Origin of the sequence: Streptomyces sp. SudanB182_2057 (genome assembly GCF_964272715.1) — a bacterium.
GTDB lineage: Bacteria > Actinomycetota > Actinomycetes > Streptomycetales > Streptomycetaceae > Streptomyces > Streptomyces rubradiris.
In genome coordinates, this window is sequence record NZ_OZ186798.1 from 5,301,512 (window position 1) to 5,318,510 (window position 16,999).

11 protein-coding genes and 1 pseudogene are annotated in these 16,999 nt (G+C 73.0%); 9 read left to right on the forward strand and 3 right to left on the reverse strand.

Annotated elements, in window-relative coordinates:
* Positions 1-37: 37 nt before the first annotated feature.
* Positions 38-1,558 carry a PucR family transcriptional regulator ligand-binding domain-containing protein gene (locus ACSURM_RS23395; RefSeq protein WP_436957659.1) on the reverse strand — a complete coding sequence of 507 codons (1,521 nt, stop codon included), beginning with the start codon at positions 1,556-1,558 and terminating at the stop codon, positions 38-40.
* A 173-nt stretch (positions 1,559-1,731) separates the two neighbouring features.
* On the opposite strand from ACSURM_RS23395, the gene ACSURM_RS23400 reads away from it, so the two are divergent.
* The 4 genes and pseudogenes from ACSURM_RS23400 to ACSURM_RS23415 form a co-directional block, all read left to right on the forward strand.
* Positions 1,732-3,198: a sodium:solute symporter gene (locus tag ACSURM_RS23400; protein WP_436957661.1), complete on the forward strand. Its 1,467-nt coding sequence runs from the start codon at positions 1,732-1,734 to the stop codon at positions 3,196-3,198.
* A 55-nt stretch (positions 3,199-3,253) separates the two neighbouring features.
* Positions 3,254-4,234 (forward strand): agmatinase, encoded by a 981-nt coding sequence (gene speB / locus ACSURM_RS23405; RefSeq protein WP_030782388.1) that lies wholly within the window; start codon positions 3,254-3,256, stop codon positions 4,232-4,234.
* Positions 4,231-5,916, forward strand: a complete 1,686-nt coding sequence (locus ACSURM_RS23410; protein WP_436957664.1) for a thiamine pyrophosphate-binding protein — start codon at positions 4,231-4,233, stop codon at positions 5,914-5,916. The genes speB and ACSURM_RS23410 overlap by 4 nt, the downstream gene beginning before the upstream one ends.
* Before the next feature lie 153 nt (positions 5,917-6,069).
* Positions 6,070-6,591, forward strand: a pseudogene (locus ACSURM_RS23415) (GntR family transcriptional regulator); the annotation flags it as partial.
* A gap of 52 nt (positions 6,592-6,643) precedes the next feature.
* Here the strand turns inward: ACSURM_RS23415 and ACSURM_RS23420 are convergent.
* Positions 6,644-7,000 carry a peptidase inhibitor family I36 protein gene (locus ACSURM_RS23420; RefSeq protein WP_436957666.1) on the reverse strand — a complete coding sequence of 119 codons (357 nt, stop codon included), beginning with the start codon at positions 6,998-7,000 and terminating at the stop codon, positions 6,644-6,646.
* Between the two features lie 274 nt (positions 7,001-7,274).
* Between ACSURM_RS23420 and ACSURM_RS23425 the strand changes: the two genes are divergently transcribed.
* The 5 genes from ACSURM_RS23425 (at position 7,275) to ACSURM_RS23445 (ending at position 15,114) form a co-directional block, all read left to right on the forward strand.
* Positions 7,275-8,198 carry a serine hydrolase gene (locus ACSURM_RS23425; protein WP_436957668.1) on the forward strand — a complete coding sequence of 308 codons (924 nt, stop codon included), beginning with the start codon at positions 7,275-7,277 and terminating at the stop codon, positions 8,196-8,198.
* A gap of 53 nt (positions 8,199-8,251) precedes the next feature.
* Complete coding sequence (locus tag ACSURM_RS23430) at positions 8,252-9,277, forward strand: esterase-like activity of phytase family protein (protein ID WP_436957670.1); 1,026 nt, start codon at positions 8,252-8,254, stop codon at positions 9,275-9,277.
* Between the two features lie 91 nt (positions 9,278-9,368).
* The gene (locus tag ACSURM_RS23435; RefSeq protein WP_436957672.1) at positions 9,369-13,088 is read left to right on the forward strand and encodes an ABC transporter ATP-binding protein; all 3,720 of its coding nucleotides are present in this window, start codon (positions 9,369-9,371) and stop codon (positions 13,086-13,088) included.
* Between the two features lie 109 nt (positions 13,089-13,197).
* Positions 13,198-13,587: a hypothetical protein gene (locus ACSURM_RS23440; protein ID WP_436957674.1), complete on the forward strand. Its 390-nt coding sequence runs from the start codon at positions 13,198-13,200 to the stop codon at positions 13,585-13,587.
* Positions 13,588-13,692: 105 nt separating this feature from the next.
* Positions 13,693-15,114 carry a S28 family serine protease gene (locus ACSURM_RS23445; RefSeq protein WP_436957675.1) on the forward strand — a complete coding sequence of 474 codons (1,422 nt, stop codon included), beginning with the start codon at positions 13,693-13,695 and terminating at the stop codon, positions 15,112-15,114.
* On the opposite strand, the gene ACSURM_RS23450 is transcribed toward ACSURM_RS23445, so the two are convergent.
* Positions 15,111-16,961, reverse strand: a complete 1,851-nt coding sequence (locus ACSURM_RS23450; RefSeq protein WP_436957677.1) for a glycoside hydrolase family 3 protein — start codon at positions 16,959-16,961, stop codon at positions 15,111-15,113. The two genes, ACSURM_RS23445 and ACSURM_RS23450, sit on opposite strands and share 4 nt — an antisense overlap.
* Positions 16,962-16,999 lie beyond the last annotated feature (38 nt).

Here is a 16,999-nt window from a genome sequence, read left to right on the forward strand (position 1 = left end):
AATCACCCGCTGGGACGGGGGTCACGCCCCGGCGCGGTCAGCCCCGGCGCAGGGCGAACCACAGCTCCATGCGCACGTCCGGGTCGTCCAGGTCGGTGGCCAGCAGGGCCGCGCAGCGGGCGACGCGCTGCCGCACGGTGTTGCGGTGCACGCCCAGCGCCACCGCCGTACGGTCCCAACTGCCGTGCAGCGACAGCCAGGCGCGCAGCGTCTCGGCGAGCGCGGGCTGCCCGGCGAGGGGGGCGAGCAGGGTACGGGCGTGCGCCTCGGCGTCCGCCGCCGGCACCAGGTCCGCGAGCGCCGGGCGGGCGGCGTGCCGCAGCAGCGGGGCGCGGGTGGCGCGGGCCCGGGCCAGGGCGCGGGCGGCCTGGGTGTCGGCGGCCGGCCACTCCCGGGGCTCGGCCGGGGCGCTCACCCCGAGGGTCCAGCCGGGCTGCGGCCGCGGTTCGCGGTCGGCGGGCACCAGCACCCGTACGATCTCGCCGGCGAGGTCGACCAGCGGCGAGCCCAGCGCGGCGCCGAGCGCGGACGCGGCGACCGGGTCCGGGGCCTGGGCCTCCGGCCGGGCGTGCACGACGAGCAGGCGGCCGGCGCCGAGCAGCGGGGCCACCTCCTCGGGCGGGGCGCCGAGCAGCAGCCGCACCAGCGCGGAGGAGCGGGCCGCGCCGGCCCCGCTGTGGTGCTCCCCGGTGAGCAGCGCCAGCAGCACGGCGGCGACCGACGCGATGGTGTGGTCCCCGGCCTCCCGCCGCCGGCCGGCCACCCCGAGCACGAACCCCTCCCCGGCCCCGAGCGCGTAGACGGCGAGGTGGACACCGCCGTGGGTGTCGGTGGCGGAGGCGGGGCGGGAGGGGGCTTCCGCCGGGCGGGGGGCCGGCCTGACCACGTCGGCCAGCCCGGCCAGGGCCGCCCCCGCGTCCCCCTCCTCCGGTACCCGCCCCGCCCCCGCGACCTCCGTGCCGTCCGGGCCGTAGAGGACCGCCCGGCCGGACAGGCGCTGGGCGAGCTGGCGCAGCACCGAGGGAATGGGGTCGGGGCGGGCGGCGGCCGCCGCGAGGCTCTGCTGGGCCTCGGTGACGCGGCGCAGCTCCGCCAGCCGGGCCTGGGCCATCAGCTGCCAGACCGCCCGGGCCACGGCCGAGAACGCGGTGTGCGGCGGGACCTCCAGCAGCGGCAGGCCCTGCCGCTCGCAGGCGGCGACCAGGGCGGGCGGGACCGTGTCGTGCACCGGGGCCACCCCGAAGCCGAGCGCCGCGGCGCCCCCCGCCACGATCCGGGAGACGTAGTCGGCGAAGTAGCCCCCCGGTTCCGCTCCCTCCGGGATGTGCACCCCGGCCGTGAGTAGCAGCTCGCCGCCCAGCAGGTAGGGGGAGGGGTCGGCCATCTCCGAGGTGTGCGCGCCGTGGATCACGGTCCCGGGGTCCGCGGGCCCGGCGATCCGCCGCAGGGCGAGGTCCTCCCGGGCCAGCAGCGCCTGGAGCGGTACCGGCGGGGTCGGCGGGACGGCCGGGGCCTGGGCCGGGCCGCTCGTCTCCGGCATGGTGTGCGTACCTTCCATCCGGCCCCGTTCCTCTGTATGAAACGTATACTTCGCAGTCGCTTTCCGGCCACCTACTGTCAAGTGAGCACGGCAGCCGCGGGTACGGGCGGATGTCCCCGCGAGCCGCTGCCGACAGAACCGCAGGATCTGCACGACACGCCACCGGACAGTGCGCGAAGGAGGGCCGCCCCATGGCCGTCGACTACACAGTGATCGTCGTCTATCTCGCCGGCATGCTGGCGATGGGCTGGTGGGGCATGCGCCGCGCCAAGTCCAAGAGCGAGTTCCTGGTGGCGGGCCGCCGCCTGGGCCCAGCCATGTACTCCGGCACCATGGCGGCGATCGTGCTCGGCGGCGCGTCCACCATCGGCGGCGTGGGGCTGGGCTACCAGTACGGCCTGTCCGGCGCCTGGATGGTCTTCACCATCGGCCTCGGGCTCCTCGCCCTGTCCGTGTTCTTCTCCGCGCGCATCGCCCGCCTGAAGGTCTACACCGTCTCCGAGATGCTGGACCTGCGCTACGGCGGCCGGGCGGGCGTGATCTCCGGCGTGGTCATGTGGGCGTACACCCTGATGCTCGCGGTGACCTCCACCATCGCCTACGCCACCATCTTCGACGTGCTGTTCGACGTGAACCGCACGGTCGCGATCATTCTCGGCGGCGCGATCGTCGTGGCGTACTCCACCCTCGGCGGGATGTGGTCCATCACCCTGACCGACATGGTGCAGTTCGTCGTCAAGACGATCGGCGTCCTGCTCCTGCTGCTGCCCATCGCGGTGGTCAAGGCGGGCGGTTTCGCCGAGATGAAGGCCGAGCTGCCGACCTCCTACTTCGACCCGCTGGGCGTCGGCGGCGAGACCATCTTCACGTACGTGCTGATCTACACGTTCGGCATGCTGATCGGCCAGGACATCTGGCAGCGCGTGTTCACCGCCCGCAGCGACCGCACCGCCCGCTGGGGCGGCACGGTGGCCGGAACCTACTGTCTGGCCTACGCCGTCGCCGGCGCGGTGATCGGCACCGCCGCCAAGGTGCTCTACCCCAACCTGGGCAGCCCCGACGACGCCTTCGCCACCATCGTCAAGGACGAACTGCCCGTCGGCGTGCGCGGCCTGGTGCTGGCCGCCGCCCTGGCCGCGGTGATGTCGACCTCCTCCGGCGCCCTGATCGCCTGCGCCACGGTCGCCAACAACGACATCTGGTCCCGGCTGCGCGGCCTCGCCAAGCGCTCCGCGGAGCACGAGGAACACGACGAGGTCGCCGGCAACCGCGCCTTCATCCTCGTCATGGGCCTCGCCGTGATCGGCACCGCGATCGCGCTGAACGACGTGGTCCAGGCGCTCACCGTGGCCTACAACCTGCTCGTCGGCGGCCTGCTGGTGCCCATCCTCGGCGGCCTGCTGTGGAAGCGCGGTACGGCCCAGGGCGCGCTGGCCGCCGTCGCCGTCGGCGGCCTGGCCGTCATTGGCCTGATGGCCGGCTACGGCATCCTCGCCAACGAACCCGTCTACTACGGCCTGCTGGCCTCGCTCGTGGCCTACGTCGCCGTCTCCCTGGCCACCCGGCCCACCGACGAGGCCGTCCTCGCCGCCTGGCGCGAACGCCTCGCCGGGCGGTCCCCCGAACTCCCGTCCGAAACGGTCCCGGCTCACCAGTAGAGTCACAGGAAAGCAGTACATGCGCGACGAAGCGCAAGGAAGAAGGCATTTCACGATGAGCAGCAACGAGACGCCCCGCGGCCCCGTCGACTCCTCCCGCATCCCGCGGTACGCCGGCCCCGCCACCTTCGCCCGGCTGCCCCGCCTGGACGAGGTCGGCACCGCCGACGTCGCCGTGGTGGGCGTGCCGTTCGACTCCGGCGTCTCGTACCGGCCCGGCGCCCGCTTCGGCGGCAACGCCATCCGCGAGGCGTCCCGGCTGCTGCGCCCGTACAACCCGGCGCAGGACGCCTCCCCGTTCGCCCTGGCGCAGGTCGCCGACGGCGGCGACATCGCGGTGAACCCGTTCAACATCAACGAGGCCGTGGAGACCATCGAGGCCGCCGCCGACGACCTGCTCGGCACCGGCGCCCGCCTGATGACCCTCGGCGGCGACCACACCATCGCGCTGCCGCTGCTGCGCTCGGTGGCGAAGAAGCACGGCCCGGTGGCCCTGCTGCACTTCGACGCCCACCTGGACACCTGGGACACCTACTTCGGCGCCGAGTACACCCACGGCACCCCGTTCCGGCGCGCGGTGGAGGAGGGCATCCTCGACACCTCGGCCCTCTCCCACGTCGGCACCCGCGGCCCGCTGTACGGCAAGCAGGACCTCACCGACGACGAGAAGATGGGCTTCGGCATCGTCACCTCGGCGGACGTCTACCGCCGGGGCGCCGACGAGATAGCCGACCAGCTGCGCCAGCGCATCGGCGACCGCCCGCTGTACATCTCCATCGACATCGACTGCCTGGACCCGGCGCACGCGCCCGGCACCGGCACCCCGGAGGCGGGCGGCATGACCTCCCGGGAGCTGCTGGAGATCCTGCGCGGCCTGGCGTCGTGCAACCTGGTCTCGGCGGACGTGGTCGAGGTCGCCCCGGCGTACGACCACGCCGAGATCACCTCGGTCGCGGCCTCGCACACCGCCTACGAACTGACCACCATCATGAGCCGCCAGATCGCCGCGGCCCGGAAGGACGCTGAAGCGAAGTGACCCACGACCACGACCTGGTACTCCGCCCGACGCAGGCGCAGATCACCGCCGCCCTGAACCCGCCCCCGGGGCGCACCGGCGGAGACCTGGTCGTGGAGACGCTGGCCGGGCTCGGCGCGACGACCGTCTTCGGCCTGCCCGGCCAGCACGCGCTCGGCATGTTCGACGCCCTGCGCCGCTCCTCGCTGCGCTACGTCGGCCTCCGGGTGGAGAACAACGCGGGCTTCGCGGCCGACGCGTACGGCAGGATCACGGGTGAGGCGGCCCCGCTGTTCCTCTCGACGGGTCCGGGGGCGCTGACGTCGCTGGCCGCGCTCCAGGAGGCCGCGGCGGCGAGCGCGCCGGTGCTGGCGATCAGCAGCCAGGTCCCGGTCGCGGGGCTGGGCGGGGGCCGCAAGGGCTACCTCCACGAACTCCCCGACCAGTCGGCCTCGTTCCGGGGCGTGGTGAAGTCGGTTCACACGGTCCGCAGCCAGTCGCAGATCCCGTCGGCGGTCGCGGCGGCCTGGAAGTCGGCGCTGACCGCCCCGCACGGCCCGGTGTGGGTGGAGATCCCGCAGGACGTGCTGCTGGCTCCGGCCGCGCTGCCGGTGGTGTCGGCGCCGGACGCCCTCCCGGACGACCTGCCCCCGCGCCCCGAACTGACCGCGCTGGCCGCCCACTTGCTGTCCCAGGCGGCCCGCCCGGCGATCATCGCGGGCGGCGGGGTCGTACGGTCGGACGCCTCGGGGAAGCTGCGGCTGCTGGCGGAGAAGCTGAACGCGCCGGTGGTGACGACGTTCGGCGGCAAGGGCGCGTTCCCCTGGCACCACCCGCTCTCCCTCCAGTCCTGGCTGGAGGACCGCCACACCACGGACTTCCTGGAGGACGCGGACGTCCTGCTGGTGATCGGCTCGGGCCTGGGCGAACTCTCCTCCAACTACCACACGTTCAGGCCCCGCGGCCGGGTGATCCAGATCGAGGCCGACCTCGGCAAACTGGAGTCCAACCACCCGGCCCTGGGCATCCACGCGGACGCCCGCCTGGCCCTCCAGGCCCTGCTGGAGACGGCGGAGGACCGCCCGGACGAGACGGCACGCGAGCGGGTACGCACCCTGCTGGCCAAGGTGGCGTCGCGTATCGACGGTCAGCACCTGACCCTGGAACAGAATGTGCTTTCGGCTGTCCGACAGGCCCTCCCCGCCGACTCCCCGTCCTTCTGGGACATGACGATCCTGGCGTACTGGGCCTGGTCGGCGTTCGACGCGCAGGGCCCGAACCTCATGCACTCCGCCCAGGGCGCGGGCGGCCTCGGCTACGGCTTCCCGGCGGCCCTCGGCGCGGCGGCGGCCGACCCGACCCGCCCGGTCCTGGCGGTCTCCGGCGACGGCGGCGCCCTGTACTCGATCGCCGAACTGGCCACGGCCAAGCAGTACGACCTCCCCGTCACCTGGCTGATCATCGACGACGGCGGCTACGGCATCCTCCGCGAATACATGACGGACGCCTTCGGCAAACCGACAGCCACGGAACTCCACCGCCCCGACTACGTGGCCCTGGCGGAATCCTTCGGCGTGACCGGTGTGCACACGACCCCGGAATCCCTCCAGGAGGACCTGACAAGGGCCCTGAACACCCCGGGCCCGTCGGTGGTGGTACTCCCGGCGGTACTGCGGATGTTCGCACCGACGCACTTGGACTGACCGAGGGACGCATCCCCGTTCCGGTCGCCGGGCATCTCTTCTTCTGGAACACCCCGAAACATCTGGAAACGTCTGGAGTTTTCCGGAGAAGAGGTCTGGATGAGTGGCCGGGAGACGGCGCGACAGCCCGAACACCAGCGGACGGGGGCGGAGCTCCGCCGCCGGGGCATCGAGCGGCTCGCGCGGGGGCGGTGGGGTGAGGGGCGTTCCGTCTGGTCCGCCGACATCGGGGACCGGGAACTGGTCGTGGACTCGGTGGAGGTGACGGAGGAGCCGGCGCCCGATGCTGTCGCGGCGGTCCTCGGGCTCGGTGAGGACGCGAACGCCTGTGTCCGGCGGCGCCGGTTCGTGCTCGACGGCAAGCCCGTGCTGCTGTCCACGTCCTATCTGCCGGCCGGCCTCGTCGCGGGTACGGCGATCACCCGGCCGGAGACCGGGCCCGGTGGCACGTACGCGCGGCTCGCGGAGCTGGGGCGTGGGCCCGTCCGGTTCCGGGAGGAGGTCCGGTCCCGGATGCCGGGCGCGGAGGAGGCCGAGCGGCTGGCGCTCCCGGCGGGAGTACCGGTCGTACTGATCGCGCGCACCGCCTTCGACGCCGACGGACTCGTCGTCGAGGTCAACGAGATGGTGCTGGACTCCTCGGCCTACGTCTTGGAGTACGACTTCGAGGCCTGAGGGAGCCCAATGGTTCCCTCAGGCCTCGAAAGCCGGTTGCCGGGCGGGTGGGTCAACAGCTCCCCGGTCCCACCCCGTCGATCCGGCCGCCGAAGTCGCTCAGGTAGCGGGAGCGCCAGTCGCCGTTGAAGACGTTGCGCTTCTCCACCGGGCCCCAGTTGATGAAACACGCGCGGGTGGAGGAGACGAACGAGCCGACGTGGTCGTGGAGGAACGACGGCATGTCGCGGTAGCCGCTGCGGGACGTCCACTCCCAGGAGGAGCCGCGGAAGTTCTCGCCGCTCCAGAAGCAGACGGAGCCGTCGGGGCAGGAGGGCTGGGCGGCCTTGGCCGTCGCGGACTGGGCGGGCAGGAGTACGGCGGTCAGGGCGAGGGCGGCGGCCAGCGTCCAGGAGCGGAGCTGCTTCATGTGGCTCTCCAGAGACAGGAGTCGGGGCGTCCGGCAGGGGCGGTGCGCCGGGCACCGTCATGGTGAGGGCAGGCTGTCCTGACACGCCCGGCGGTCACGTCCCCTTCCCCGATGTGAGGGAAAAAGTGGGACTAGTAGGACGGATCGGTGAGCAAGGCCGCCGCGCCGAACGTACGTACAACCATCGACAGTTCTGGCGAGTCGACTAAGGCGGCGCACACGTGCGCCCAAGGGCGTTCAGGGGGACGCCCGGACCTCCAAGGGGACTTTTTCCATGACTCACCGGACCACCGGCCGGGCCGGCGCGCTCGCGGCCGTCGTCAGCGCCGCGCTGCTCATACCCGCCGTCACCGCCGCCACCCCGGCCGCCGCCGCCACCCCGGCCGTGACCTGTACGTCGGCCAAGGCGGGCCTCGCCGCCAAGCTGAAGAAGGACATCACGGCCGCCCTCGCGGGCCGCAAGGGCACCGTCGCCGTCGGCCTCTACGACCGCAGCACCAAGACCACCTGCACCCTGCGGGCCACCAGCTCCTACGACTCGGCCAGCACCGTCAAGGTCACCGTGCTCGCCACGCTGCTGTGGGACGCCAAGAAGCACAACCGGTACCTGACGAGCACCGAGCAGTCGCTCGCCAAGGCCATGATCACCAAGTCCGACAACAACGCGACCAGCAAGCTCTGGAAGCAGCTCGGCATGACGAAGATCAAGGGCTTCCTCAAGGCCGCCGGCATGACCAAGACCGTGCCGGGCACGGGCGGCTACTGGGGCCTGACCCAGGAGAACGTCAACGACGAGCAGAAGCTGCTCCAGCTCATCACCGCCAAGAACAACGTGCTGAGCGACAACTCCCGCGAGTACATCCTGAAGCTGATGGGGCAGGTCGTCTCCTCGCAGCGCTGGGGCACCCCGGCCGGCGCGCCGTCCTCCGTCTCCGTGCACGTCAAGAACGGCTGGCTGCAGCGCTCCACGCACGGCTGGCGCGTGCACAGCCTGGGCACCTTCAAGGGCGCCGGCCACGACTACATGATCACCGTGCTGACCCAGGACAACAGCACGATGAACTACGGCGTGACCACCATCCAGAACGTCGCCAAGGCCATCCACAAGGACCTGGTGCCGGTCAAGTCCGGTGTCGCCCGCTTCACTCCGACCAGCGAGCCGCGCGAGGCGTTCGTCGCCGTCCCGCCGCAGGGCTGACCCTTCACGGGGCGGCTTCCCGTACGTCACCGGCCGGCCCTACGGTGACGGCCATGCGCCTGAGAACCGTATTCGCCGGCCTCGCCGCCGGCCTGGCGGCGGTCACCTCGCCGACCGCCGCCGGGCCCGCCGCCGCCCACTCGCCGGGCCACCACGCCTGTTCGCCGTACGCCGTCCTCGACCGCTTCTCCGACGCGCTCGACAAGACGACGTACGAGGGCACCTACACCGGCAACTTCTCCGCCCTCGCCGTGGACCGGGACGGCTCGCTCGCGGCCCTGGGGGACCGCTCGTCGCTGTTCCGGCTGGACGCCCGTACCCTCCGGCCGAAGGGGGTCGTCCGCCTCGCCGACGAGAAGGGCGCCGACCTCGACTCCGAGGGCCTGGTCGTCGACCGCGACGGCACCCGGCTGGTCTCCTCCGAGACCGAGCCGTCCGTCCGCCGCTACGCTCCCGACGGCCGCCTCCTCGACCGGCTCCCGGTGCCCGCCGCCCTCCAGGTCGCCCCGGCCGGCCGGGCCACCGCCAACCAGACCTTCGAGGGCCTGACCCTGCTGCCCGGCGGCCGTACCCTGCTGGCCTCCATGGAGTACGCGATAGCGGGCGACTCCGCCGGGATCGTCCGCTTCCAGACCTGGCAGCGCCACCGGGGCCGCTTCACACCCGCCGCCCAGTACGCCTACCGCACCGACCCCGGCCTCGGCGTCCCCGAGGTCCAGGCCACCCCCGACGGCCGCCTCCTCGTCCTGGAGCGCGGCTTCACCGCGGGCGTCGGCAACACCGTCCGCCTCTACCTCGCCGACCCCCGCCGCGCCACCGACACGGCCGGCGTCGAGAACCTCACGGGCCGGAGCGGCGTCCGGCCGGTGAAGAAGACCCTGCTCGCCGACATCGCGTCCTGCCCGGCCCTCGGCGCCACGGCCAGGCAGCCCCAGCCCAACCCCCTCCTGGACAACATCGAGGGCATGACGATCACCGGCCGCGACACCAAGGGCCGCCTGAACCTCCTCCTGACCAGCGACGACAACCAGAACCCGGCCCAGACGACCCGGTTCTACTACCTGCGGGTGCGCATCTGAGCGAGACCCCCGGTTTGTTGCGGAGGGATGAAATCCGCATCCCCCCGCGTTGACGCCTTCCGGTAAAGCAGGGCGAGCGGAAGGTACCGGCGTGGCAGCGGAACGGGGATGGGCGCGGCGGCTGGCGGGGTACGCCTGGCGGTATCCGAAGGACGTCGTCCTGGCCCTCGGCTCCTCCCTCGCCGGCATGGCGGTGATGGCCGTCGTCCCCCTGATCACCAAGGTGATCATCGACGACGTGATAGGCGACCACAGCCGCGCCATGGCCCCCTGGGCCGGCGCCCTCATAGGCGCCGCCGTCCTCGTCTACGCCCTCACCTACATACGCCGCTACTACGGCGGCCGGCTCGCTCTGGACGTCCAGCACGACCTGCGGACCGAGATGTACGGCACGATCACCCGGCTGGACGGCCGCCGTCAGGACGAGCTGTCCACCGGGCAGGTCGTCGGCCGCGCCACCAGCGACCTGCAGCTGATCCAGGGTCTGCTGTTCATGCTCCCGATGACCATCGGGAACGTCCTGCTCTTCCTGATGTCCCTGGTGATCATGGCGTGGCTGTCGCTGCCGCTCACCCTGGTCGCCCTCGCCGTCGCCCCCGCCCTCGGCTGGATCGCCCGGCGCAGCCGCACCCGGCTGCACCCGGCCACCTGGTACGCCCAGGCGCAGGCCGCCGCCGTGGCCGGCGTGGTCGACGGCGCGGTCGGCGGCGTGCGCGTGGTGAAGGGCTTCGGGCAGGAGGAGCAGGAGACCAACAAGCTCCGCGAGGTCGGCCGCCGGCTGTTCGCGGGCCGGCTGCGCACGATCCGCCTGAACAGCCGGTACACCCCGGCCCTCCAGGCCGTCCCGGCGCTCGGCCAGGTCGCCATGCTGGCCCTCGGCGGCTGGCTCGCCGTGCACGGCCACATCACGCTCGGCACCTTCGTGGCCTTCTCCACCTACCTGGCCCAGCTGGTCGGCCCGGTCCGGATGCTCGCCATGGTGCTCACGGTCGGCCAGCAGGCCCGCGCCGGCACCGAACGCGTGCTGGAGCTGATCGACACCGAGCCGGCCCTGAAGGACGGCACCAAGGAACTGCCCGCCGACGCGCCCGCGACCGTCGAGTTCGACGACGTGAGCTTCGGCTACGACGACGAGCGCCCGGTCCTGGAGGGGATCAGCTTCGAGATCCGGCCCGGCGAGACCCTCGCCGTCGTCGGCTCCTCGGGCTCCGGCAAGTCCACCCTCTCGCTGCTCCTGCCGCGCTTCTACGACGTCCACCGGGGCGCCGTCCTGATCGGCGGCCACGACGTGCGCGAGCTGACCCTGGACTCGCTGCGGGCCGCGATCGGACTCGTCCCCGAAGATTCGTTCCTCTTCTCCGACACCGTCCGCGCCAACATCGCCTACGGCCGCCCCGACGCCACCGACGAGGAGATCGAGGCCGCCGCCCGCGCCGCCCAGGCGGACCGTTTCATCAGCGAGCTGCCCGACGGCTACGACACCAAGGTCGGCGAACACGGCCTCACCCTCTCCGGCGGCCAGCGCCAGCGCCTCGCGCTCGCCCGCGCCCTGCTCACCGACCCCCGCCTGCTGGTCCTGGACGACGCCACCTCGGCCGTCGACGCCCGCGTGGAGCACGAGATCCACGAGGCGCTGGGCCAGGTGATGCGGGGCCGTACCACCCTGCTCATCGCCCACCGCCGCTCCACCCTGAACCTCGCCGACCGCATCGCCGTGCTGGACGGCGGCCGGCTCGCCGACCTCGGCACCCACGACGAGCTCCAGGAGCGCTCGGCCCTCTACCGCCGGCTGCTCACCGACCCGGACGAGCTGGGCGGCGTCTCCCCGGGCCACGCCCACCCGGCCACGCCCGCCGAGGACACCTCCGTCCGCGACGAGCTGGACGCCGAGTTCGACGCCGAGCGGGGCGTCACCCCCCGGCTGTGGACCGGCGACCGCGAACCGAAGGATGAGGCGCTGTCCGGCTCCCCGGCCACCCCGGAGCTGCTCGCCCAGGTCGAGGCGCTGCCCCCGGCCACCGACACCCCGGACATCGACGAGGGCCGCGCGACGCTGCCCGAGGAGTCCTACGGGCTGCGCCGCCTGCTGCGCGGCTTCTGGCCGCCGCTGCTGGTCAGCCTGGCGCTGGTCGCCGTGGACGCGGGCGCGGGCCTGCTGCTGCCGGTGCTGATCCGGCACGGCATCGACTCCGGCGTGACCCGGATGGCGATCGGCGCGGTGTGGTCGGCGTCCCTGCTCGCCCTGCTGACCGTGCTGGTGCAGTGGGCCGCGCAGATCGCCGAGACGCGGACCACCGGGCGCACCGGCGAGCGGGTGCTCTACACCCTGCGGCTGAAGATCTTCGCGCAGCTCCAGCGGCTCGGCCTGGACTACTACGAGCGCGAGCTGACCGGCCGCATCATGACGCGGATGACCACGGACGTCGACGCCCTGTCGACCTTCCTCCAGACGGGCCTGGTCACCGCGTTCGTCTCGGTCGTCACCTTCTTCGGCATCATGGTCGCCCTGCTCGTCCTCGACGTGCGGCTCGCGCTGGTCGTCTTCGCCACCTTGCCCCCGCTGGCCGTGGCCACCTTCTTCTTCCGCCGGGCCAGCGTGAAGGCGTACGAGCTGGCCCGCGAGCGCGTCTCGGCGGTCAACGCCGACCTCCAGGAGACGGTGGCCGGACTGCGGATCGTGCAGGCATTCCGGCGGGAGCGGGACGGCGGCCGGCGGTTCGCCGAGCGCAGCGCCGACTACCGGCGCGCCCGCGTCCACGGCCAGTGGCTGATATCGGTCTACTTCCCGTTCGTGCAGCTGCTGTCGTCGGTCGCGGCGGCGGCCGTGCTGATCGCGGGCGCGGGCCGGGTGGAGGCGGCCACGCTGACCACCGGCGCCCTGGTGGCCTACCTGCTCTACATCGACCTGTTCTTCGCGCCCGTCCAGCAGCTCTCCCAGGTCTTCGACGGCTACCAGCAGGCCACGGTCTCGCTGGGCCGCATCCAGGAGCTGCTGCGCGAGCCGACGTCCACGCAGACCGCCGACGCCCCGCTGGAGGTGCTCTCGCTGCGCGGCGACATCGCCTTCGAGGGCGTCCGGTTCGCCTACGGCGACGAGGAGGAGGCCCTCACCGGCATCGACCTGACGATCCCGGCCGGGCAGACGGTCGCCTTCGTCGGCGAGACCGGCGCCGGCAAGTCGACCCTGGTCAAGCTGGTCGCGCGGTTCTACGACCCGACCGGCGGACGGGTCACGGTGGACGGCACGGACCTGCGCGCCCTGGACCTCACCTCGTACCGGCACCGGCTCGGCGTGGTGCCGCAGGAGGCGTACCTCTTCCCGGGGACCGTCCGCGACGCCATCGCCTACGGCCGGCCCGACGCCACCGACGCCGAGGTGGAGGCGGCGGCCCGGGCGGTCGGCGCGCACGAGATGATCGCCCGGCTGCCCGGCGGCTATCTGCACCAGGTGGCCGAGCGCGGCCGGAACCTCTCGGCGGGCCAGCGCCAGCTGATCGCCCTGGCCCGCGCCGAGCTGGTCGACCCGGACATCCTGCTGCTGGACGAGGCCACGGCCGCCCTGGACCTGGCCACCGAGGCCCAGGTCAACCGGGCCACCGACCGGCTGGCGGGCCGTCGTACCACGCTGGTGGTGGCGCACCGGCTGACCACCGCGGCCCGCGCGGACCGGGTCGTGGTGATGGACCGCGGCGCGGTCGCCGAGGACGGCACCCACGAGGAGCTGCTGGCCCGCGGCGGCCGGTACGCCGAGCTGTGGCGGACCTTCGTCGGCCGCCCGGAGCCGGAGGAGCCGGTCGGCGCGGCCCGCTGAGGCCCCCGCCGACTCGTTTGGCTGACGATCGTGCAACCATCCGGCATACGCGTGCGTCCGTACATCAGTACGGAGACGGGGGAGTGTGACCGGGTACGGGGAGGACGAAGTGGACAGTGGTGCGATACGCCGACGGCTGGCCCTCGGCGCGGCCGTGCTCGCCGCGTCCGGCGCGCTCGCGCTGACGGCGACCGGGACCGCGCAGGCCGCGTCCGGCGGCTGCGCCGGGCGCGAGGTGCGGACCCTGCCGTTCAAGACGGGTGTCACCCACGTCTACAAGCGCGACGGCTACGTCTGTGCCATCACTGTCCCGCGCACCCCCGGCCCCGTGCGCACCATGTCGGTCAGCGTGCAGGCGCGCGGCAACCGGCCGGTCGTCGACGCGGGCCGCTACACCCGCCGGGCCGGCCCGGTGACCGTGCACGCCGGGCACCGCTGCGTGTGGATCAAGGGCGCGGTGGGCCGCTCCTCGGTCAGCTCCGGCTGGATCCTGTGCTGACCCGCTGAGCAGGGGCGGCCCGGCGACCGGGCGAACGTCCTCTGGTGGGGCGGCACTTGCTGGGATAGTTTCCGGCGCACATCTGTCTCACAGGGGAGAGTGCGCATGCGCAAGGCGCTCAGATGGCTGCTCGCGCTCACGGTGCTCATCGGCACGCTGAGCACGGCGGCCGGGGCGGCCACCGCCGCCGGTGACGAGCCCACCGACATCAAGGACCGGCTCCTGGCGATACCCGGCACGAGCCTGATCGAGGAGAAGCCGTACCCCGGCTACCGCTACTTCGTCCTGAACTTCACCCAGCCGGTCGACCACCGCCACCCCGACCGGGGCACCTTCCAGCAGCGGATCACCGTACTGCACAAGGACGTGAGCCGTCCCACCGTCTTCTACACCGGCGGCTACGGCGTCTCCACCAAGCCCTCGCGCCGCGAGCCCACCCAGATCGTGGACGGCAACCAGGTCTCCCTGGAGTACCGGTTCTTCACCCCCTCGCGCCCCGCCCCGGCCGACTGGTCCAAGCTCGACATCTGGCAGGCAGCGAGCGACCAGCACCGCGTGTTCCGGGCGCTGAAGGCCGTCTACCCCGCCAACTGGCTGGCCACCGGCGCCTCCAAGGGCGGCATGACGGCCACCTACTACGAGCGGTTCTACCCGGGTGACATGGACGGCGTCATCGCCTACGTCGCCCCCAACGACGTGGTGAACGACGAGGACTCCGCCTACGACCGCTTCTTCGCCCGCGTCGGCACCAAGGAGTGCCGGGACCGGCTGACCGCCGTCCAGCGCGAGGCACTGGTGCGCCGCGAGCGCCTGGAGAAGAAGTACGCCGAGTACGCCGCCGCCAAGGGCTTCACCTTCGACACCATCGGCGGCCTGGACCGGGCCTACGAGGCGGTCGTCCTGGACTACGCCTGGGGCTTCTGGCAGTACGGCCTGCTCGAGGACTGCGACACGATCCCGGCGGCCACGGCGGGCGACGACGCGCTGTGGACCTCGCTCGACACCGTCTCCGGCTTCGACGCCTACACCGACCAGGGACTGGACCCGTACACCCCGTACTACTACCAGGCCGGCACCCAGCTGGGCGCCCCCACCATCCACTTCCCCGGCATCGACCGCGAGCTGATCCGCTACGGCTACCAGCCGCCCCGGAATTACGTGCCCCGCTCCATCCCGATGCGGTTCCAGCCGTGGGCGATGCGGGACGTGGACACCTGGGTGCGGCACCACGCCACGCACATGCTCTTCGTCTACGGCCAGAACGACCCCTGGGGCTCGGAGCGCTTCCGGCCCGGCGCGGGCGCCCGTGACTCCTACGTGTTCACCGCGCCCGGCATGAACCACGGCGCCAACGTGGCCGGTCTGGCCCCGGACGAGAAGAGCCTCGCCACCGCCCGCATCCTGGCCTGGGCGGGCCTGCCGCAGACCGCCGTGGACCGGGCCAAGCCGCTGGCCCGCTACGACGCGCGGCTGGACGTGCGGGACGTGGAGCGGGAGCCCGCGCTGCGGCCCCGGGTCGCCGGCTAGTACGTCAGCCCGTGCCCGATCGGGTACAGCTCCCGTGCCGGGTCGTCCGCCCGCCGCACCGGCACGGGCAGCCGCCCGCGCGGTGCCACGTGCCCGGCCAGCACCCGTGCGGCGGCGCGCAGCTCGACGTCCGTCCAGCAGTACGTGGCGAGGCACGCCCGGACGGCGGGCAGCTGCGCGATGTCGTACGGGTTGCGGACCGCCACCACGGCCACCGGTCTGCCGGTGGCCAGCAGGCGGTCGACCAGGGTGCGCTGGGAGCTGCCCGCCGTCACGTTGTACGTGGCCACGACCACCGCGTCCGCGTTCCCGGCGGCGGCGACTGCCTTGTCGACGGTCGCGGCGGAGGGCGCGGTGCCGGTGGACAGGGCGGTCGCGGTGAAGCCCAGTTCGGTGAGGGCGGCGGCCAGCACACCGGTGGGCGGGCCGGTGGTGCCGGACGGGGAGGCCGGGTCGGCGCCGACGACCAGGACCCGCCGTTCCCGGTGGTGGTCGAAGGGCAGCGTGCCGTCCTCGTTGACCAGCAGGGTGGTGGTGCGCTCGGCGATGCGGTCGGCGGCGGCCAGGTGGGCCTTCGTGCCCACCGTGCGGCCGATCCGGTCCGGGCGGGCCCACGGGTGGTCGAGCACCCCGCGCCGGGCCTTCAGCCGCAGGATGCGCAGGATCGATTCATCGAGCCGGTCCTCGGTCAGCTCGCCGTTCCGTACGGCCGTCAGCACCGCGTTCCACGCCACGTCCAGCGACGGCGGGTTGAGCAACTGGTCCACGCCCGCCTTCAGGGCCAGCACCGGCACCCGGTCGTCGCCGTACTTGGTGCGCACGCCCTGCATGCCGAGCGAGTCGGTGATCACGACCCCGTCGTAGCCGAGCTCCTCGCGCAGGATGCCGGTCAGCACCGGCCGGGACAGGGTGGCCGGGTCGCCGGAGCCGTCCAGGGCCGGGAACTGGATGTGCCCGGTCATGACCGAGTCGACGCCCGCCCGGATCGCGGCCCGGAACGGCACGGCGTCCAGCCGCTCCCACAACTCGCGGCTGTGCGTGATGACCGGGAAGCCGTAGTGGCTGTCCACGGAGGTGTCCCCGTGGCCCGGGAAGTGCTTGGCGCTCGCCGCCACCCCGGCCGACTGATAGCCCCTCACCTCGGCGGCGACCAGCGCGGCGACCGCGTCCGGGTCGGCGCCGAAGGAGCGCACCCCGATCACCGGGTTGGCCGGGTTGACGTTCACGTCGGCGTCGGGGGCGTAGTCCTGGTGGACACCCATCGCGCGCAGCTCGGCGCCGGAGATCCGGCCGAGGGCGCGCGCGTCGGAGCGGGAGCGGCCCGCGCCGATCGCCATCGCGCCGGGCAGCAGGGTGGCGGGCTTGCCGATCCGGCACACCGCGCCGTGCTCCTGGTCGGTGGCGATGAGCACGGGCAGCCCGCGCGGCTGGTCCAGCGAAACCCGCTGGATGCCGTCGGACAGGGCGGCGATCTGGCGCGGGTCGCGGGTGTTGTGCGCCCAGGCGAAGTAGATGACGCCGCCGACCCGGTACTTCGCGATCAGCTCGGCGGCGGTGCGGACGCCGAGTTCCTTCAGGTTGAGGTCGATGTCGGCCTGGTCGGGGTCGGTGGCGGAGTGGCCGTAGACCCGCGTCACGAACAGCTGGCCGACCTTCTCCTCCAGCGTCATGCCGGAGATCAGGTCACGCAGCCGGCGCTCGTCGTCGGCCGCGTCGGCGTGCGCCGGGACCGTCAGCGCGGCGGTGAGGCCCGCGGTCGCGGCGAGCACGGCGCGCCGGGACGGCCGTGCGGTGTCTCTTCGCGTGCTTCCCGTACCGGTGTCGCTTCCCGTGCTGGTGTCGGGCACGTGCGCTCCTTCCAGAGGAGAACCGCTGAAGGAAACTT

Coding starts and splice junctions, on each gene's coding strand:
- ACSURM_RS23395 (WP_436957659.1), bottom strand. CDS start 1,558: ATGGAAGGTACGCACACCATGCCGGAGACGAGCGGCCCGGCCCAGGCC.
- ACSURM_RS23400 (WP_436957661.1), top strand. CDS start 1,732: ATGGCCGTCGACTACACAGTGATCGTCGTCTATCTCGCCGGCATGCTG.
- speB (WP_030782388.1), top strand. CDS start 3,254: ATGAGCAGCAACGAGACGCCCCGCGGCCCCGTCGACTCCTCCCGCATC.
- ACSURM_RS23420 (WP_436957666.1), bottom strand. CDS start 7,000: ATGAAGCAGCTCCGCTCCTGGACGCTGGCCGCCGCCCTCGCCCTGACC.
- ACSURM_RS23425 (WP_436957668.1), top strand. CDS start 7,275: ATGACTCACCGGACCACCGGCCGGGCCGGCGCGCTCGCGGCCGTCGTC.
- ACSURM_RS23430 (WP_436957670.1), top strand. CDS start 8,252: ATGCGCCTGAGAACCGTATTCGCCGGCCTCGCCGCCGGCCTGGCGGCG.
- ACSURM_RS23445 (WP_436957675.1), top strand. CDS start 13,693: ATGCGCAAGGCGCTCAGATGGCTGCTCGCGCTCACGGTGCTCATCGGC.